Source organism: Oscillospiraceae bacterium (assembly GCA_025757685.1).
Classification (GTDB): Bacteria; Bacillota; Clostridia; order Oscillospirales; family Acutalibacteraceae; genus CAG-217.
In genome coordinates this window covers 1,473,084-1,490,839 of record CP107220.1, presented here as the reverse complement: position 1 = coordinate 1,490,839, position 17,756 = coordinate 1,473,084, and the positions used below count along the sequence as shown (strand labels likewise).

Sequence of the window (17,756 nt, the reverse complement as noted above, 5' to 3'; positions counted from 1 at the left end):
CATCGACCCCTGCATTTGTAAAAACTTTCTTGTAGGGCGTGGTGCTTCGCCGCACCGTAACGAAAAAAAAGAGCACCATGCAGGTGCTCTTTTGAATTATTCTTTATTTCTGCTGCTGGTTCAGGGCGTTTTGCAGCATATTGTTCTGCTTTTTCGGTTTATAGGGGGGCGGGTTCTTCAGCTTTTTGGTCCACCGGTTGTTTTTGGCGGTGAGCTTGTTGATCTCGTGCACAGGGCCGGCCATATACTCGGTCATATACCGGTCGGCGATCTCCATCAGCTGCGGATCATTCTTCATCTCGCCCAAAATGGTCACGCCGATAATGTCCTGCACCTCGTTGGTGCCGTCCTCGTAGATCTCGCCAAGCGCCTTAAACAGCTTTTTAATATCTGCCTCCCGGCCGGAGCGCATCACTTCCAGCACCCGGGGCGTACCGTATTCGGTAAAGAAGGTCTCCGGCAGGAACTCACCGTAGGTGGCAATATTACGCTTGATCTCGTCTTTCATATCCGGGTACAGCACGCCAAAGCGGTTGGCCAGGGAGTCCACATCGTAGCTGACAACACCGTTCTTGGCCTTGGAGCGGGACACAGCCTTGGGCATTTTGATCTTGTCCAGGTCCGCCTTTTTCTTCTTAGCAAAGAGGGAGCGCACTTCCTCACTTATCTCGTTGGCTACGGACTTTACATCTCGGTCGTCCAATGCGTCCAGCTCAAACAGCGAACGGGAGACGGTGCTCCACTGGGGGTTTTCTTTCTCATAGGCGCAGTCAAATTCCAGCAGCTGCTTGTCTGCTACATAATGCAGGCGGTACAGCCCGTTATCACCGGCAAAGGTCAGGGCGTCCTCCGCGCCTGCCTCGCGGTTAAAGTGCAATTCGGTATTGATGGCGGCAAGCTGCTTTTCCAGCGTTGCAAAAGCCTGGTTCAGTTCCATATGGGCACTCCTTACTCGGTCATTTTTACTTGGTGCAAAGTATTATAGCATTTTTTGCCCCCTTTGTCACGCTTTTTTATGAAGTTGGGTAGAGGGTGGTTGGTTTTGCCGATATTTTTTCTAAAAAGGCATAGATTTTAATAGAAGATGACGGTTGCGCCGGCGTATCTTCTGTGGTACAATATTATAATCAATTTTGACTTAGGAGCAGTTTTGCATGAATAAAATCACATTGGGTGTGTTGTTCGGCGGCGTATCCTCCGAGCACGACATCAGCACCGTATCGGCAAAGGGAATTCTCTCTGCCATTGACAAAGAAAAATATAACCTGGTTTTGCTGGGGATCACCAAGGAGGGGCGTTGGTTCCTGTTTGATGATGATATTGACTTGCTGCCGGAGGACCGGTGGCTCACTTCCTCCAGCTTGGTGCCTGCCTGGATCAGCCCGGATCGAAGTGTGCACGGTGTGGTGACCGCTAAGGGCGACATCATTCGTTTGGACGCAGTGTTCCCGGTGCTCCACGGCAAGAACGGCGAGGACGGCACCGTTCAGGGACTGCTGCAACTGGCGGGCATTCCCTTTGTAGGGTGCGATGCGACCGCCTCCGGTGTGTGTATGGATAAGGCGGTGACCAACGCCGTGGCAGACGCGGTGGGCATTGCCCAGGCCAAGTGGTGCGCCTACACCCGCTTTGCTTACGACAGCGACCGAGAGGGCTGCCTGCAAGCGGCGGAGGAGAAGCTGGGCTATCCGATTTTTGTAAAGCCTGCCAACGCCGGTTCTTCTGTGGGCATTACCAAGGCTACGGATCGGGAGAGCCTGGTGCGCGGTATGGAAGTGGCCTTTGCTGAGGATAAAAAAGCAGTGCTGGAAGCGTGTGTTGTGGGCCACGAGGTAGAGTGTGCCGTCATGGGCAACGATACCCCCATTGCCGCCCAGGTAGGCGAGATCGTGGCAGCTGCGGACTTTTATGATTTTGACGCCAAGTATAATAACCCCCAAAGTGAGCTGCACATTCCGGCGGATCTAAGTCCGGAAAAGCTGGAAGAAGTGCGTGCGGCTGCTTTGCGTGCCTACGGAGCCATGGGCTGTGAGGGCCTGAGCCGTGTGGATTTCTTTGTTACTTACGACGGGGAGCAGGTGCTGCTCAATGAGATCAACACCATTCCCGGTCAAACCCCTATCAGTATGTACCCCAAGCTGTTTGAGGCGGTGGGTGTGCCATACAGCGAGCTGATTGATCGGCTGGTGGCCTACGCGTTGGAACGGGGTGCCGTATGACGGAGAAGCAGACGGACACCCGGGATGTGGTGCTGGAGATCGTGGGCACCCAGCGGTTGAACGGCGACAGCGACAAGATTGAGCTGACCACCGTGGGTACGCTGCAAACGGAGCCGGAGACGCTGGTGTTTCGCTACACGGAGCAGCAGGAGCCGCCGGAGGAGCCTATTTATGTGCAGGTGCGCCTGCGCCGGGATCAAACGGAGGCGGAGATTCTGCGTACCGGCGCCTATGGCTCTTGTTTGACCATTGCCAGAGGGCAGCGGAATTTGTGCCGCTACGGTACGCCTTACGGCGATGTGCTCATGGGCATTTACGGCAAGGCGGTGGAGATTCAGGAGAATGCCGCCGACGGCCGGGTGCAGCTGCGTTATGAAATTGACATTAACGGCACTTTGGCCTCTAAAAATCAACTGAAAATTGACTACCGGATCACCGGGTCGCAAGGAGAATGAGCCATGTCTAAATTGGTTAAGCAAACGGAATTGGAATTAAAAGAGAAAATTATGGACGCTTTGGGTCGCGCCGTGGCGGACGGTGTGTTGGACGAGGCACCCCTGCCTGCCTTTATTATCGAAGTGCCCAAGGAGCGCCAAAACGGCGACTACTCCACCAATGTGGCCATGGCCGGTGCCAAGGCATTCCACAAGGCGCCCCGGGTGATTGCCCAGGCCATTGTGGATCGACTGGATCTGGCAGACACTGTGTTTGACCGGGCAGAGATCGCCGGTCCCGGCTTTATCAATTTCTTCCTGGGCAACCGGTTTTATGCCGCTGTGCTGGAGGATTTGATGGCGCAGGGCGAGAATTACGGCCGCTCGGATTACGGCAAGGGCAAGCGTGTGCTGGTGGAGTTCGTCTCTGCCAATCCCACCGGGCCTATGCACATCGGCAACGCCCGGGGCGGCGCGATCGGCGACTGCCTGGCAGCGGTGCTGGATTGGGCCGGATATGATGTGCAGCGGGAGTTTTATGTGAACGACGCCGGCAATCAGATTGAGAAGTTCGCCACTTCCCTGGAAGTGCGCTATTTACAGCATTATGACCCGGCGGTGGAGCTGCCAGAGGACGCCTACAAGGGCGTGGATATTGTGGAGCACGCCGAGAATTTCATCAAGGAATACGGCGACCGGTATGTGAACGCGCCCGCAGAGGAGCGGCGCAAGGCGCTGGTGGATTACGCCCTGCCTAAGAACATTGCCGGGCTGGAGCGGGACCTGGGCGCCTACCGCATTCAGTATGACCGCTGGTTCAGGGAGTCCTCCCTCCATGGGGACGGCTCTGTGCAGCGGGTGATTGACGCATTGAAAGAAAAGGGCGTTACCTATGAGCAGGATGGCGCCTTGTGGTTCAAGGCCAGCGAATTCGGCAACGACAAGGACATTGTGCTGGTGCGTGCCAATGGCATTCCCACTTATATTGTGCCGGATATTGCTTATCATTATAATAAGCTGGTGACCCGCGGCTATGATAAGGCCGTGGATGTGCTGGGTGCGGATCACCATGGCTATGTGCCGCGGATGAAGGCGGCGCTCACCGCCCTGGGCCTGGACGCCAACCGTTTGGATTGTGTGATTATGCAGATGGTGCGCCTGGTGCGAGACGGCGAGACCATTAAGCTGTCTAAGCGTTCCGGCAAGGCGATCACTTTAAATACCTTGCTGGAGGAAGTGCCCATTGATGCGGCCCGCTTCTTCTTTAACCTGCGGGAGCCAAACTCCCACTTCGATTTTGACCTGGAGCTGGCAGCCAGCACCTCTAATGAGAACCCGGTGTACTATGTGCAGTACGCCCATGCCCGCATTTGCTCTATTTTGCGCAAGGCAGCAGAGGAAGGCGTGATCCTGCGCACCCCCACTACCGCGGAGCTGGAGCAGCTGACGGCGCCGGAGGAGCGGGAGCTGATCCGCCACTTGGCCGCCCTCACCGACGATGTGGTCACGGCAGCCAAGACCTACGACCCGGCCAAGATCACCCACTATGTGATCGACCTGGCCACCCTGTTCCACAAATTCTACAATGCCCAGCGGGTCATGGTAGAGGATGAGGGGCTGATGCAGGCGCGGCTGTATTTGTGCACCGCCGTAAAGAATACCATTCGCAATGTACTTACTATGCTGAAGATCAGCGTGCCGGAGCGTATGTAAGCGGCGCTTGAGGTGAAGCTATGAACAGAAAAATTTTGTACGCAGTAGGCGACCGTCTGCTGCGCTATGTGTACAAGAACCCTCGCCGCAATTTGGTGAAGCTGGTGAAGGTTGGCAAGCTGGTGGCCGGCAAAATGTTCCCCCCCAGCACTTTTACCAAGCCCATTGAGATTATTGAGGATGAGGACAATGTGTGGCACCAATTCCTGTTTCGCGGGCTGGACGAGGTGGACCCGGCTCTGTTTCGCCGCATTGCGCTGACCTTTGCCATTGATCTGGGCTACTTTGGCACCAAGGCTCTGCGTGCCAACCGGGAGAAGGAGCACTGCAACATTCCCTGGGTGGTGCTGATGGATCCTACCAGTGCCTGCAATCGCCATTGCAAAGGCTGCTGGGCGGCGGAATACGGCCATAAGTCCAACCTGACCTTGGACGAAATGCGTCGCATTGTGCGGGAGTGCAAGGCACTGGGTACCCATTTCTTTATGTACACCGGCGGCGAGCCGCTGATTCGCAAGGCGGATATTATAACGGTAGCAAAGGAGAACCCGGACTGTCTGTTTTTGACCTTCACCAACGGCACGCTGGTGGATGATGCCTTTTGTGAGGATATGAAGGCCTGCGGTAATTTGGCACTGGCTCTGTCCGTAGAGGGCAGCGAAGAGACCACGGATGCCCGCCGGGGCGCAGGCTCCTATCGGGACACGATGGCGGCCATGGCACTGCTCAAAAAGCACGGCTGCTTGTTTGGCGTGTCCGTCTGCTACACATCGCAAAACTGCGAAGCGGTCACTTCCGACGCCTTTTATGACACCCTTATTGAGGCCGGTGCCCGCTATGCCTGGTACTTCCACTATATGCCGGTGGGCAGCGACGCAGATCAGAATTTGCTGCTTTCCCCGGAGCAGCGGGAGCATGTGTACCGCACCATTCGAGAGAAGCGGGACGGCAAGAACGGCAAGCCGATCTTTACCGTGGATTTCCAAAACGACGCGGAGTTTGTAGGCGGCTGTATTGCCGGTGGGCGCAACTACTTTCACATCAATTCCGAGGGTGACGCGGAGCCTTGTGTGTTTATCCATTACAGCGACTCCAACATTCGGCAAAAGAGCATTAAAGAATGTTTGCAGTCGCCGCTGTTTTACGAATATTACAAGGGTCAGCCATTTAATAACAATATGCTGCGGCCCTGTCCCATGCTGGAAAACCCGGCGGCTCTGCGGCGGATCGTCAGCCAAACCGGTGCCAAGTCCACCAACTTCCTGGCTCCGGAGAGCGCCGAGGTGCTGTGCGCCAAGTGCGATGCTTACGCTGCCGCCTGGGCGCCTACCGCCAAGCGCATTTGGGAGGAGAAAAGCCGCTTCCGGCCCTTTACCCAGTATTATCGGGACACCCCGGAGGGCAAAACGGACGGCGAGGTGCAAAAGCTGCAAAACTTGCCCCTGCCTACGGAGAAATAAAAGAGAACATAAAATGAAAAAGCGCACGACCCTGTATGGTCGTGCGCTTTTGTGTGCGCTTATTCAAAATTGGTTTCTACAATCTTCAGCACCTGCTCCCGGGAGGGAAAGTCCACATAGGTGGTGCCGTAGTACACGCCCTTTTTCAGCGGATAGTCCATAAATTTGGCGTTGATATATTTGGCATTGCGCCGTGGTCCTTTCAGCCCACCGGCGGTGGACAGGTAGTTGATCACATACTGCCCGCCAAAGGCCGTGCGTTGCTCTAAGAACGGCCGGATCACCTGGGTCCAGCGGGGCTTGGGCTTGTATTTGAACCGATCCTGTATAATAAAGTCTGCCGTGCCGGTACACAGGGGCAGCGCCGTGGGAACCACCTCTGGCTGTTCTACCCAGGTGGAAAAGTCAATGCCGGTGTTGTGGCGGGTAAAGTCCGGCTTAGGCTCCATTTTGCACCGACGGATCAGCACCAGCTTGCCGCGGGCGGCGCCCAAGGTGGGTACCCGATCCTCTAAGTACCAATAAGGCTCTTTGCCCTTGATATAGGTATAAAACAGGTTGTCGAAGCACTGCTCGTTCTCTTTGCCGTTGTCGTTTTTAAACTGGAACACCACCGCCTCGCCCGGGCATTCGTCTAAAAAGCGGTAGCACTGGGACAGCACATCGCCCATATCCATCAGGTTGGCCCGGTGGCAGGAGTGGTTGTAGGCGGGGAATATGCCGTGCACCATGGTTAGGCACTTGCCGTCCGCCCGCACGCGGATATCCAGCGCCCGCACCCCCAAAAGCAGCTGCTCATAGACAGTTAGGTCTTGGCAGCAAAAGAAGTGGGGCAGTCGAATGTGCTGGGTCACGCAGTCGTGGGTGCCGCACAGGTTCAGCGCCAGTAGATCGCTGCCGTCCGGCAGGTTCTGCATCCAATTTTTTAGATCAATTCCCATTGTTATCACCGCCTTTATTTTAACATCTTTTGACAGGAATTGCAAATTTCTGCGGTATCGGTTATAATCAAGGGGAAGAGGGGGCGCTGTATATGGTGCTTTTTGATGAGACGCGGGTGCTGAACCCGCAGGCGGACAAGACCAATGTGGCTTTGTCTTTTTCCGTTCCGCCCGGGCTGACGGCCTTGCAGGTGGAATTTACTTACGATCCGCCCACCCCACCGGAGCCGGCGGCGGTAGAGGCGGTAAAGGCTGCGCTGGCCCGGTATGCGCGGGCGGTGGTGCAAAAGGATCCGTATGCCTATTTGCCGGTGTATAATTTAGTCACCCTGTCTTTGGATGATCCGGCGGGCTATCGAGGCGCTGCCCATCGGCGAGCCACCGAGCAGTGCCATCGACTGACGGCAGAGAGTGCGTCGCCCGGCTTTTTGCCCGGCGAATTGCGCCCGGGGCAGTGGCAGGCAGTACTCAGCGCCCATTGTGTGCTGTGTCCGGTGACTTGCCGTGTGCGTGTGATCGGGGAGGAAACGGAATGAGTTATTTGCCTTGCGAACTTCATTGCCACAGCGTCCATTCCGATGGGAGCTTTTCTGTGGCGGAACTGCTGCGCCGTGCGTATGATGACCACCTGGCGTTGATCGCTTTGACCGACCACAACACTGTCTCCGGCCACAGGGAGCTGGATGACAGCATTACCCCCGCTGTGCCGGGCATTGAGTGGACCACCTTTTTTGGCCACATGCTGGTGCTGGGCGCCAGGGACTTTGTGGACTGGCGGGACGCAGTGCCTGCCAATATAGACGATAAGATCGATCAGGTGCACGCAGCCGGCGGCCTGTGCGGCGTGGCTCATCCGTTTCAGTTGGGCTCGCCTATCTGTACCGGTGGGCGCTGGGCCTTTGATGTGCAGGACTGGAACCGGGTGGATTACCTGGAGGTATGGCACGATGCTTTTGGCCCGGACAACGGCGAAAACGTCCCGGCCACGGAGCTGTGGAAGTCCTTGCTGGACAAGGGCTATCATCTGCCCATCACCTACGGTCGGGACTGGCACCGCCAGTCGGATCGGCACTTTGGGGTTACCTATTTGAATATGGAAGAACCGACGGCAGCCTGTGCGTTGGAGGCCATCCGCGCCGGGCGCACGGTGGTTAGCTTCGGCGCCAAATTCTTCTTTCGGGTGCACCGTTGGGGCGAAACTTACGGCATTGGCGACACCCTCAAGCGGGGGCGGGTAATCTTCAGCTTTTTTACGGATCTGCACGCCCGGCGTAAGGACGAGAGTGACGAGCCGATAAGCTACGACACCATTCGCATTATTACCAATGGCAACAAGTGTGTGCTGGAGACGGCGGTCACCGAGCGCCACGCCCGGCTGACCCTGGAGCCGGGACACTGGTACATTTGCGAGTTGTGGGGGACCGTTGGGGGCGAAAAGCAGGCTCTGGCCATCACTTCTCCCATTTATACAGAATAAAAAGGCACCGTAACGGCTTTCGTTACGGTGCTTCTTTGCTTTTAGCGGCGCAGCAGGCGCTCCCGCTCTTTGTAGTCCGGCAGCACGCTTTCCACCAGCCGGTAAAAGGCAGGGGAGTGGTCGTGGTGGCGAATGTGACACAACTCGTGCACCACCACATAGTCTATGGCTGCCTGTGGGTACTGCATCAGGTAGAGGGAAAAGCAGATGCTGTTCTTCCCGTTGCAGGAGCCAAAGCGCTTTTTGGCACTTGTTATCTTGATCCCGGTGGGGGTTACGCCCAGAATTTGGCTGTAATAGGACACCCGAGGCGGCAGTTCCGCCTTGGCCCGGCGGCGCAGCGCTTCCACTTCTGCTTCCGTTAAGGGCGGATGTGCCTGTAAGTAGGCAGCCTTGGCGGCTTTTTGTCGGCTGATCCAGTCCGCCTTTTGGGCGATAAAGTGATCAATGGCTCGATCGGTGACCCACAGGGGCGCTTTGACGGCGATTTGCAGATCATCGTCAATGGACAGCTCTATGCTTTTGCGCCGGGAGCGGGTAATATGCACGCCCTCCATCAGCGAATCCAAATGGGGTTGGTGAACGCCCAGAAAAATGGCGGCAGATCGGCCACATCCGCGTGGAGATATTTTTCCTCCACCGTGTGGTACAGAGCCCGCATGACCGGGCGGAAGGTGTAGTCGATTTCTGCCCGAATAAAGCCCGGCTGCCGAATTTCAAAATCCAGTTCCATCCGGTCGCTGCTTTGTGCGGCGGTGTGTTCCAGGATCACATCGTTGTTGTTAAACACCTTGATGGTGTGGCCTTTTTTGAACTTTGTCACCGCCACCTTGCCGGTTAGGCCGGGCGCGTAGGATACCGTGTCGCCCACATTGGCGTCCCCTACGGTCAGGTAGATCATACTGGTGCCCGGTTTGTTGGTTACCACGGAGCGACCCTCTCGCAGTGCCTGCAAAACAGCTTCCTCTGTTTTGGCGGTGGTGTGCACAATGGTGGTGGGGTTGGCCAGCAGCTTCAGCGGGCCAATGTCCTTGTGAAAGTCAGAACCGCCCACCGCTGCAATGTGGTTGCCTTGCAGCAGCTGGTTGTGCCACCAGTTCATATTTTTAATATTATCCGAGTGCTGAATGGTGTTCCACACTTCCACGCAGTCAAAGTGGAAGTGCTCCAGATCCATGTGGAACCCGCACATAGAGCAAAACGGGTGATTGACGGAGATGGTGGCCCCTGCCTCCCGGCAAGGTGCCAGCACCGCGTCATAGTCCTCTGTGGTCTTTAAGATATACGGCGGATCCTGGGGCACCTTTTTGCCCCAAACATTGATGTGACCCAGGTCGTCGGTGATCTCCTGCCCCTGCATCACCAGCAAATTTTTGTCCGTATAGCTGGCCTTTACGGTGTTGTAGTTGTGGTCGGTGATAATGGCGTAGTCCAGCCTTGCCTGCTGGCATGCTTCTACCAGCTGACCGGGGGTCAGCTTGCCATCGCTGTTGCAGGTGTGCAGGTGGGTGTCGCCTTTGAGCCAAATGCGGTTTTCCATAATGTTCACTCCTGTATGCGTTCTTAGATGCAATTTATCTGTGTCGGCACCGGCCGATGGGGTTACGATTTGGGGTCGATCAGCGCTTCCAGCCGGTCATTGTCCCGGGCAAAGCGCCGCTGGCTCACCATCACCACCAGCGTGTCGCCGGCGTGGAGAGTGGTGTCGCCCTTAGGGGTCACGGCCGTGTCACCTCGCTCAATGCTGACGATCAGGCAGTGGCGGCCCCAGTCAATATCTTTAATGCACTTGCCGTCCAGGGCACTACCCAAAGGAAGTACATAGGTCTTGAGCACCTTTTCGCCGGGACGGTTGCGGCGCGCTGCCGCCTTGTCCTCCGGGCGCAACAGATTTTCCAGCAGCGCCGTGTAAATGGGCGTGCTGCCCAGCAGATCTGCCAGCGTGTAGCTGGTCAGGCTCACCACTGCCAGCGGCAGCAGACTGTCCAGGTTGCCGGTCATTTCAAATACCAGGATAATGCCGGTCATGGGCGCACGCACAATGGCGGCAAAGAACCCGGCCATAGACACCACCACCAGCTCCTGCCACAGTTCCGGCGCCAGCCCAAACCAGGCAATGGCCGCCTCGGCATAGATGGCGCCCAGGTAAGTCCCCAGAATCAGCAGCGGGAAGAAGATACCGCCCGGTGCGCCGGAGGCAAAGGACAGCAGGGAAAAAAGAAATTTGCCCAGCAGCAGTAAAATCAGAATTTTAATGGTAGGGTGCTCTTGCAGCAGCAGGGTCACCATGGTGTGGCCGCCGCCCAGCAGTTGGGGCACAAACAGCCCCAGCACGCCGCTGCAAACAAAAACCAGCATCATACGCACCGGTGCTTTGATCTTGCCGATCCATTTTTGGCCCAGCAACATGAGGGCATTGTAGCCCACGCCGGCCAGCCCCAGCACGATCCCTAATAGCAGCAGAATCCAGTAGCTCTTTAACGGAATGTCGGCGGTGGTGTAGTGGAACACCGTGTTTTGACCGAAAAACAGCTTGGAGATATAGTCTGCCGTAATGGTAGACACAATGCCCATGCACAGAATGTTGCCGTCCAGGGTTTTATGAATCTCCTCCAGGGTGAACATCATGCCCGCCAGCGGGGCGTTAAATGCCGCTGCCAGTCCGGCACCGCCGCCGCAGCTGATCATGCGCAGCTGCGTGGTTTTGTCCGCCTTGGTAACCTTGGCAATCCCTTTGGCCGCCATACCACCCAGCTGAATACTGGGGCCTTCGCGCCCCAGGCTCAGTCCGCTGAGAATGGACAGGGTGCCGCCGGCGATCTTCGCCAACAGCACTTGCCACCAGGGGGCGTCCAGGTGACCGCGAATTTCCCCGGTGATTTGGGGAATACCGCTGGAGGACGACAGAGGCTGCCATCGCACCAGCTGAGAGACCAGGTAGCCGATCCCCGCCAGTGCCGCTAAGAACAGTGCAATGTACAGCGGCTTGCCGGCAATGGCGGTGAGTACCGCATGGTTGGCGCTTTCCGCTTTGCTGAGCAGAAAGCGGTAGAGAGCGGACACCAAACCGGCAACCACGCCCACTTCCAGCCCGCGCACAATGAGGAAGAAGGTCTCTGTGCGGTGATGTTCGATTTTGCGAAAGGTAGATTTTTCTTTTTTTCTCATAAATTTGCAGGCAAACGCCTATTCCCTTGTTGAAATTTACTAAATAATTATAGCATAAATTCGCCGATTTGCAAAAAAAGTTAAAATTTGGTGTCAACATACAAATCGACCTTGCAAATCGGGGGCTTTCGTATTATCATAATTCTATCATTTTATTTCTGTTTCGACAAGGATTTTAGGATGGAAGCATTAAAAAAGAAAATTCTCGCCGAGGGCGAGGTCTATGAAGGTAATATTCTTAAGGTGGATTGCTTTTTGAACCACCAGATCGACTTTCCGTTTATGAAAGAGGTGGGGCGGGAGTTCCACCGTCTTTATAAGGCCGCCGGGGTGAACAAAATTCTCACCATTGAGGCCTCCGGCATTGCCGTGGGCAGCGTGGTAGCGCTGGAGTTCGCCTGCCCCTTGGTATTTGCCAAAAAGAGCAAGACCAAGAACATTGCCGGCGATGTGTATAAGACCCAGGTGGCGTCCTTTACCCACGGCACGACCTATGATGTGATGGTGTCCAAGCGGTTTTTGACCCCGGAGGATCGGGTGCTGATCGTAGACGACTTCCTGGCGGTGGGCAATGCCCTGCGGGGGCTCATCGACCTGGTGCACCAAAGCGGCGCCACCCTGGTGGGCTGCGGCACCGTGATCGAGAAGGGCTACCAGCACGGCGGCGATCAGCTGCGTGCCGAGGGCGTTCGGGTGGAGTCCCTGGCCATCGTGGAGTCCATGGACCACACCACCGGGCAGATCTGTTTTCGGGATTAAAGCGGTTATTTGAGCGTGCGCTCTGATAATAAATATTTTTTTCGGAGGAATCGAGAATGAAAATGGCAAAAAAAGTACTTGCAGTTCTTCTCAGTGTCCTGTTCGTTGTAGGCGTATTCACCGCCTGCTCTTCTAACAGCGGCGACACCAAGAAGAAAGAAGACACCACCAATTCTGCAACCAGCAAATTGAAGGTTGGCTTCATCTTCCTGCACGACAAGAACTCTACCTATGACCTGAACTTTATTAAGGCTGCGGACGCTGCCTGCGAGAAGCTGGGCATCACCGGCGCACAGAAGCTGTACAAGACCCAGATCCCGGAGGGTCAGGAAGCTTATGACGCAGCAGTAGACCTGGCGGAGCAGGGCTGCAACATTATCTTTGCAGACAGCTTCGGTCACGAGCCTTACATCATTGAGGCTGCCAAGAAGTACCCCAATGTGCAGTTCTGCCACTCCACCGGCACCAGAGCTCACACCGAGGGTCTGGCCAACTACCACAACGCTTTTGCCTCCATCTATGAGGGCCGTTACCTGGCAGGTATTGCCGCCGGTATGAAGCTCAACGAGATGATCGAGAATGGCGAGTTCAAAAAGGACGAGGCCAAGATGGGCTATGTAGGCGCCTTCACCTATGCCGAAGTGATCTCCGGCTACACCTCCTTCTTCCTGGGCGCACGCTCTGTATGCCCCTCCGTTACCATGGAAGTTACCTTTACCGGTTCTTGGTACGACGAGGCTGCCGAGAAGGAAGCTGCCAACAAGCTGATTAAGGACGGCTGCAAGCTGATCAGCCAGCACGCCGACTCTATGGGCGCACCCACTGCTTGTGAGTCCGCCGGTGTTCCCAATGTGTCTTACAACGGTAGCACCATCTCCGCTTGCCCCAACACCTTCATCGTATCTTCCCGCATCAACTGGGAGCCGTACTATGAGTATGCCATCAAGTGCGTGGCTGAGGGCAAGACCATTGACGCGGACTGGACCGGTACTCTGTCCACCGGCTCTGTGGAACTGACCGATGTAAACACCAAGGCTGCCGCTGCCGGCACCCAGGAGGCCATTGACGCCGCCAAGAAGAAGCTGGAAGACGGTTCTCTTCATGTGTTTGACACCTCCGCCTTCACCGTAAACGGCAAGAAGCTGGATTCCTATAAGGCGGATGTAGACACCGATGCCAAGTACACCCCGGACACCGAGGTTGTTAAGGACGGCTACTTCGCTGAGTCTACTGCTCGTTCTGCCCCCTACTTTGATGTGCAGATCGACGGTATCAAGCTGCTGGACAAGAAGCAGTAATCTAAAACAGCACAGTTTACAAACACCCGTGACCGCAATTTTTGCGGTCACGGTAGTGTTGTATATAGGAACTTTATTTTGCGGAGGTAGACCATGGGCGTACCTGCTGTTGAGCTGAAGGGGATTACCAAAACATTCGGCTCCATCGTTGCCAATTCCGACTGCTCTCTGACGGTAGAGAAGGGCGAGATCCTCTCTGTCCTGGGTGAGAACGGCAGCGGCAAGACCACCTTAATGAATATGCTGGCCGGTATTTATTTTCCGGATGCCGGGCAGATCTTTGTCAATGGGGAAGAAGTGGTGATCCGCTCTCCCAAAGACGCATTTAAGTACAATATTGGTATGATCCACCAGCATTTTAAGCTAGTGGATGTGTTTACGGCCACGGAAAATATCGTGCTGGGTATGCACGATGAAGAAAAATTTAACTTGGCTGAGGCTGAGAAAAAAGTGCGGCAGATCACCGAGCGTTACGGTTTTGCCGTGGATTTAAAAAAGAAAATATACGAGATGTCTGTTTCTGAGAAGCAGACGGTCGAGATTATAAAGGTGCTGTATCGCGGCGCCAATATTCTGATTTTGGACGAGCCCACCGCTGTATTGACCCCGCAGGAGACCCGGCGACTGTTTGATGTGTTGCGGCGTATGCGGGAGGACGGCAAGTCCATTATCATCATCACCCATAAACTTCACGAGGTATTGGAAATTTCCGACCGGGTGGTGATTTTGCGCAAGGGCAAGAATGTGGGCAATGTAGCCACCAAGGATGCAACGGAGCAGTCCCTGACCGAAATGATGGTGGGCGAAAAAATCGATTTGCACATTGAGCGCACCGCGCCCAAGGACCCACAGGAGCGGCTGCGAGTGGAGCACCTGACCGTGCGCAACAAAGAGGGTGCCCATGTGCTGGAGGATGTAAACTTTACCGCCAACGGCGGCGAGATCCTGGGCATAGCCGGTATCTCCGGCTGCGGCCAAAAGGAGCTGCTGGAGGCCATTGCCGGTTTACAAGCCAGCGAAAAAGGCTCCAGCATTGTGTATAAGCCGTCAGACGGCCAGGCGGTGAACCTGGTAGGCAAAAGCCCCAAGGCCATTCGCAGTTTGGGTATCGCTTTGTCCTTTGTGCCGGAGGACCGACTGGGTATGGGCCTGGTGGGCAATATGGATATTGTGGACAACATGATGCTGCGCAGCTACAAGCGCGGTCATACGGCTTTTCTGGAGCGCAAGCGTCCTAAGGACCTGGCGGAGAATATCATTAAAAGTCTGGAGATCGTCACCCCGGATGCCAACACCCCGGTGCGCCGACTGTCCGGCGGTAATGTGCAAAAGGTGTTGGTGGGCCGAGAGATCGCCCAGCACCCCACGGTGTTGATGGTGGCCTATCCCGTGCGCGGGTTGGACATCAACTCCTCTTATATGATCTATAATCTGCTGCAAAAGCAGAAGGAAAGCGGTGTGTCCGTGATCTTCGTGGGCGAGGATCTGGATGTGCTGGTGGAACTGTGTGACCGCATTATGGTACTGAACTCCGGCCGGATTACCGGCATTGTGGACGGTCCGTCCGCCACCAAGGAGGAGCTGGGTATCCTGATGACCAAGCGTGTGAAGGAGGAGGGCGAGACCCATGCATAAGAATAAGACCAAAGAGCCGCTCTTTCACATTGCCAAGCGGGCGGCACTGCCCTGGTATCTGTCCTGGGCCATTCGCATCGGTGCCATTGTACTGGCGCTGGTGGCATGTGCGGCGCTGACTGTGTTTTTGACCCATGAAAATCCGTTCCAGGTGTATGCCACCATGTTTCGTGGTGCCTTTAGCACCCCCCGCCGGATATGGAACCTGCTGCAAAGTTTGGCTATGCTGCTGTGCGTGTCCCTGGCGTTGACCCCTGCGTTCAAAATGCGGTTTTGGAACATCGGCGGCGAGGGTCAGGTGCTGATCGGCGGTCTGGCAACGGCGGCGTGTATGATCTGCCTGGGTGGCAAGATCCCCAATGCGCTGCTGATATTGACGATGATCGTAGCCAGTATGCTGGCCGGTGCCATTTGGGCGCTGATCCCCGCATTTTTTAAGGCGCAGTATAATACCAACGAGACCTTATTCACCCTGATGATGAACTATGTAGCCATTCAGCTGGTGGCGTATTTCGTCATTCGCTGGGAGGTGCCTAAGGGCTCCGGCAAGATCGGTATTATCAACCAGACCACCCGCGCCGGTTGGTTGCCGGTGCTCGGCGAGCACGACTATTTGCTGAATATTCTCATTGTGCTGGCGCTGACCGTCTTTATGTCCATTTATTTAAAGTACAGCAAGCACGGTTATGAGATCTCCGTGGTGGGCGAGAGTGTAAACACCGCCCGCTATATCGGTATCAATGTTAAGAAAGTGATTCTGCGCACCATGGCCCTGTCCGGCGCCGTTTGCGGCATTGCCGGCCTGCTGCTGGTGGGCGGCACGGATCACACCATTACCACCACCACCGCAGACAACCGGGGCTTTACTGCCATTATGGTGTCTTGGCTGGCCAAGTTCAGCCCGGCGTATATGATCCTCACCTCGTTCCTGCTGGTGTTCCTGCAAAAGGGCGCAGACGAGATCTCTACCGTTTTTATGCTGGACCAATCGTTCTCAGAAATTATTACGGGTATTATCCTGTTCTTTATTATCGGCAGCGAGTTCTTTATCAATTATGAGCTGAAGTTCCGCCGCAATCGGAAGGAGGCCGCCTGATGTTTAGTTTAGCGACTTGGGTCACGCTGTTCCAGCGTGCCGTGATGCAGGGCGTGCCGATTCTGTTCGGCGCCACCGGTGAGATCTTGACGGAGAAATCTGGCAACCTGAACCTGGGTATTCCCGGTATTATGTATGTGGGCGGTATCAGCGGCGTGATCGGCTCGTTTCTGTATGAGCAGCATGTAACGGAGCTTAATCCGTTTTTGGCTGTGCTGATCCCGTTGATCTGTACGCTCTTCGGCTCCCTGCTGATGGGGCTGCTGTATTGTTTCTTGACCGTGACCCTGCGGGCCAACCAGAATGTAACCGGTTTGGCCATCACCACCTTTGGCGTTGGATTCGGTAACTTTTTCGGTGCCTCTATGGTGCAGCTCACCGGCAGTGACATCCCGTCTGTTGCCCTGACCCGCACCAGCACCTACTTCCGCGCCCATCTGCCTATTGCAGAGAAAATGGGCGCCTTTGGCGAGATGTTCTTGAGCTACGGTTTTCTCGCCTATGTTTCCATTGTGATCGCCATTGTGTGCGCCGTGTTCTTAAAGCGCACTCGGGGCGGCCTGCACCTGCGTGCCGTGGGCGAAAACCCGGCCACCGCAGACGCTGCGGGTATCAATGTGGAGCGCTCCAAGTATATGGCTACCTGCATCGGCAGTATGATCGCCGGGCTGGGCGGTCTGTATTATGTAATGGACTACGCCTGCGGCGTGTGGTCCAACGACGGCTTCGGTGACCGTGGCTGGCTGGCCATCGCTTTGGTGATTTTCGCCATTTGGCGACCCAACCTGGCTATCTTCGGCTCTATCCTGTTCGGGTTCCTGTATATTGTGTATCTGTTTATCCCCGGCCTGGATCTGAGCAAGCAGGAGCTGTTTAAGATGCTGCCCTATGTGGTGACGATCCTGGTATTGATCGTTACCTCTATGCGCAAGAAGAAAGAAAATCAGGGACCGGCCGCCCTTGGTCTGTCCTATTTCCGGGAGGAACGCTGATGCACGAGAATATTGAACGGGTGCTGGTGTCTGAAGAAGAGCTGCACCAAATCAATGCCCGTCTGGGCGCCCAGATTACTACGGACTACGCCGGCAAAAATCTGTTGGTGGTGGGTATTTTAAAAGGCTCCGTGCTGTTTATGGCGGACCTGATCCGTGAGATACAGCTGCCCTGTAAGCTGGACTTTTTAGCCGTGTCCAGCTACGGCGGTGACACCCGCTCCAGCGGCGTGGTAAAGATTGTGAAGGACATTGATATTGAATTGGAGAACTACGATGTGCTGCTGGTGGAGGATATTCTGGACAGCGGGCGCACCCTCTCCTATGTTTGCGATATGCTGCGTACCCGCCACCCGGCCAGCATTCGCGTGGCTACTTTGCTGGATAAACCGGAGCGCCGCGTGGTAGACTTAAAGGCGGATTATGTGGGCACCAGTGTGCCGGACGAGTTTGTGGTGGGCTACGGCCTGGATTTTGACCAGCGCTACCGCAACTTGCCGTATATCGGTCAGTTGAAACGCTCTGTTTACGAAAAATAATTTATTATATTTTTAGGAGGAACCG

At 55.5% G+C, this 17,756-nt stretch carries 17 protein-coding genes; 12 read left to right on the top strand and 5 right to left on the bottom strand.

From position 1 onward, the window contains the following. Nucleotides 1-103 precede the first annotated feature (103 nt). Nucleotides 104-937, bottom strand: coding sequence for a hypothetical protein (locus tag OGM59_06875; GenBank protein UYI90425.1), 834 nt, complete (start codon nucleotides 935-937; stop codon nucleotides 104-106). A 217-nt stretch (nucleotides 938-1,154) separates the two neighbouring features. Between OGM59_06875 and OGM59_06870 the strand changes: the two genes are divergently transcribed. The 4 genes from OGM59_06870 to OGM59_06855 are packed head-to-tail and all read left to right on the top strand — an operon-like array spanning nucleotide 1,155 to nucleotide 5,826. Beyond that, nucleotides 1,155-2,219, top strand: a complete 1,065-nt coding sequence (locus OGM59_06870; GenBank protein UYI90424.1) for a D-alanine--D-alanine ligase — start codon at nucleotides 1,155-1,157, stop codon at nucleotides 2,217-2,219. Next, complete coding sequence (locus OGM59_06865; GenBank protein UYI90423.1) at nucleotides 2,216-2,674, top strand: DUF1934 domain-containing protein; 459 nt, start codon at nucleotides 2,216-2,218, stop codon at nucleotides 2,672-2,674. Before OGM59_06870 ends, OGM59_06865 begins: the two co-directional genes overlap by 4 nt. 3 nt (nucleotides 2,675-2,677) lie before the next feature. Further along, the gene (gene argS, locus OGM59_06860) at nucleotides 2,678-4,366 is read left to right on the top strand and encodes an arginine--tRNA ligase (GenBank protein UYI90422.1); all 1,689 of its coding nucleotides are present in this window, start codon (nucleotides 2,678-2,680) and stop codon (nucleotides 4,364-4,366) included. Between the two features lie 20 nt (nucleotides 4,367-4,386). Beyond that, nucleotides 4,387-5,826: a radical SAM protein gene (locus OGM59_06855; protein UYI90421.1), complete on the top strand. Its 1,440-nt coding sequence runs from the start codon at nucleotides 4,387-4,389 to the stop codon at nucleotides 5,824-5,826. A 59-nt stretch (nucleotides 5,827-5,885) separates the two neighbouring features. Here OGM59_06855 and OGM59_06850 read toward each other — a convergent pair whose 3' ends face one another. After that, nucleotides 5,886-6,767, bottom strand: coding sequence for a hypothetical protein (locus OGM59_06850; GenBank protein ID UYI90420.1), 882 nt, complete (start codon nucleotides 6,765-6,767; stop codon nucleotides 5,886-5,888). A gap of 92 nt (nucleotides 6,768-6,859) precedes the next feature. Here OGM59_06850 and OGM59_06845 point away from each other — a divergent pair, with 92 nt between their 5' ends. Both OGM59_06845 and OGM59_06840 read left to right on the top strand, forming a co-directional pair. Continuing rightward, a complete protein-coding gene (locus OGM59_06845; GenBank protein UYI90419.1) occupies nucleotides 6,860-7,303 on the top strand; it encodes a hypothetical protein in 444 nt (147 codons plus the stop codon). Continuing rightward, nucleotides 7,300-8,244 carry a CehA/McbA family metallohydrolase gene (locus OGM59_06840; GenBank protein UYI90418.1) on the top strand — a complete coding sequence of 315 codons (945 nt, stop codon included), beginning with the start codon at nucleotides 7,300-7,302 and terminating at the stop codon, nucleotides 8,242-8,244. The genes OGM59_06845 and OGM59_06840 overlap by 4 nt, the downstream gene beginning before the upstream one ends. 41 nt (nucleotides 8,245-8,285) lie before the next feature. Here the strand turns inward: OGM59_06840 and OGM59_06835 are convergent, their stop codons facing one another. The 3 genes from OGM59_06835 to OGM59_06825 all read right to left on the bottom strand — a co-directional run bounded on the left by OGM59_06835 (nucleotide 8,286) and on the right by OGM59_06825 (nucleotide 11,412). Further along, on the bottom strand, nucleotides 8,286-8,813 hold the full coding sequence (locus tag OGM59_06835) for a M48 family metallopeptidase (GenBank protein ID UYI90417.1): 528 nt from the start codon (nucleotides 8,811-8,813) through the stop codon (nucleotides 8,286-8,288). Continuing rightward, nucleotides 8,801-9,784, bottom strand: a complete 984-nt coding sequence (locus OGM59_06830) for a CehA/McbA family metallohydrolase (protein UYI90416.1) — start codon at nucleotides 9,782-9,784, stop codon at nucleotides 8,801-8,803. The genes OGM59_06835 and OGM59_06830 overlap by 13 nt, the downstream gene beginning before the upstream one ends. A 62-nt stretch (nucleotides 9,785-9,846) precedes the next feature. After that, on the bottom strand, nucleotides 9,847-11,412 hold the full coding sequence (locus OGM59_06825; GenBank protein UYI90415.1) for a ClC family H(+)/Cl(-) exchange transporter: 1,566 nt from the start codon (nucleotides 11,410-11,412) through the stop codon (nucleotides 9,847-9,849). Nucleotides 11,413-11,592: 180 nt separating this feature from the next. Between OGM59_06825 and OGM59_06820 the strand changes: the two genes are divergently transcribed. The 6 genes from OGM59_06820 (at nucleotide 11,593) to hpt (ending at nucleotide 17,731) form a co-directional block, all read left to right on the top strand. Further along, nucleotides 11,593-12,171: a xanthine phosphoribosyltransferase gene (locus OGM59_06820; protein ID UYI90414.1), complete on the top strand. Its 579-nt coding sequence runs from the start codon at nucleotides 11,593-11,595 to the stop codon at nucleotides 12,169-12,171. 56 nt (nucleotides 12,172-12,227) lie between these two features. Continuing rightward, nucleotides 12,228-13,469, top strand: coding sequence for a BMP family ABC transporter substrate-binding protein (locus OGM59_06815; protein ID UYI90413.1), 1,242 nt, complete (start codon nucleotides 12,228-12,230; stop codon nucleotides 13,467-13,469). 93 nt (nucleotides 13,470-13,562) lie between these two features. After that, the gene (locus OGM59_06810) at nucleotides 13,563-15,104 is read left to right on the top strand and encodes an ABC transporter ATP-binding protein (protein ID UYI90412.1); all 1,542 of its coding nucleotides are present in this window, start codon (nucleotides 13,563-13,565) and stop codon (nucleotides 15,102-15,104) included. Next, nucleotides 15,097-16,200 carry an ABC transporter permease gene (locus OGM59_06805; protein UYI90411.1) on the top strand — a complete coding sequence of 368 codons (1,104 nt, stop codon included), beginning with the start codon at nucleotides 15,097-15,099 and terminating at the stop codon, nucleotides 16,198-16,200. Before OGM59_06810 ends, OGM59_06805 begins: the two co-directional genes overlap by 8 nt. After that, on the top strand, nucleotides 16,200-17,192 hold the full coding sequence (locus OGM59_06800) for an ABC transporter permease (GenBank protein UYI90410.1): 993 nt from the start codon (nucleotides 16,200-16,202) through the stop codon (nucleotides 17,190-17,192). The genes OGM59_06805 and OGM59_06800 overlap by 1 nt, the downstream gene beginning before the upstream one ends. Further along, nucleotides 17,192-17,731 carry a hypoxanthine phosphoribosyltransferase gene (gene hpt / locus OGM59_06795; protein UYI90409.1) on the top strand — a complete coding sequence of 180 codons (540 nt, stop codon included), beginning with the start codon at nucleotides 17,192-17,194 and terminating at the stop codon, nucleotides 17,729-17,731. The genes OGM59_06800 and hpt overlap by 1 nt, the downstream gene beginning before the upstream one ends. The last annotated feature ends 25 nt before the right edge of the window (nucleotides 17,732-17,756 follow it).

Excerpts from the sequence above, each read along its gene's own strand:
- OGM59_06870 (UYI90424.1), top strand. The coding sequence starts at position 1,155 with ATGAATAAAATCACATTGGGTGTGTTGTTCGGCGGCGTATCCTCCGAG.
- OGM59_06825 (UYI90415.1), bottom strand. The coding sequence starts at position 11,412 with ATGAGAAAAAAAGAAAAATCTACCTTTCGCAAAATCGAACATCACCGC.
- OGM59_06850 (UYI90420.1), bottom strand. The coding sequence starts at position 6,767 with ATGGGAATTGATCTAAAAAATTGGATGCAGAACCTGCCGGACGGCAGC.
- hpt (UYI90409.1), top strand. The coding sequence starts at position 17,192 with ATGCACGAGAATATTGAACGGGTGCTGGTGTCTGAAGAAGAGCTGCAC.
- OGM59_06865 (UYI90423.1), top strand. The coding sequence starts at position 2,216 with ATGACGGAGAAGCAGACGGACACCCGGGATGTGGTGCTGGAGATCGTG.
- OGM59_06810 (UYI90412.1), top strand. The coding sequence starts at position 13,563 with ATGGGCGTACCTGCTGTTGAGCTGAAGGGGATTACCAAAACATTCGGC.
- OGM59_06815 (UYI90413.1), top strand. The coding sequence starts at position 12,228 with ATGAAAATGGCAAAAAAAGTACTTGCAGTTCTTCTCAGTGTCCTGTTC.
- argS (UYI90422.1), top strand. The coding sequence starts at position 2,678 with ATGTCTAAATTGGTTAAGCAAACGGAATTGGAATTAAAAGAGAAAATT.
- OGM59_06855 (UYI90421.1), top strand. The coding sequence starts at position 4,387 with ATGAACAGAAAAATTTTGTACGCAGTAGGCGACCGTCTGCTGCGCTAT.
- OGM59_06800 (UYI90410.1), top strand. The coding sequence starts at position 16,200 with ATGTTTAGTTTAGCGACTTGGGTCACGCTGTTCCAGCGTGCCGTGATG.
- OGM59_06820 (UYI90414.1), top strand. The coding sequence starts at position 11,593 with ATGGAAGCATTAAAAAAGAAAATTCTCGCCGAGGGCGAGGTCTATGAA.
- OGM59_06875 (UYI90425.1), bottom strand. The coding sequence starts at position 937 with ATGGAACTGAACCAGGCTTTTGCAACGCTGGAAAAGCAGCTTGCCGCC.
- OGM59_06845 (UYI90419.1), top strand. The coding sequence starts at position 6,860 with ATGGTGCTTTTTGATGAGACGCGGGTGCTGAACCCGCAGGCGGACAAG.
- OGM59_06840 (UYI90418.1), top strand. The coding sequence starts at position 7,300 with ATGAGTTATTTGCCTTGCGAACTTCATTGCCACAGCGTCCATTCCGAT.
- OGM59_06830 (UYI90416.1), bottom strand. The coding sequence starts at position 9,784 with ATGGAAAACCGCATTTGGCTCAAAGGCGACACCCACCTGCACACCTGC.
- OGM59_06805 (UYI90411.1), top strand. The coding sequence starts at position 15,097 with ATGCATAAGAATAAGACCAAAGAGCCGCTCTTTCACATTGCCAAGCGG.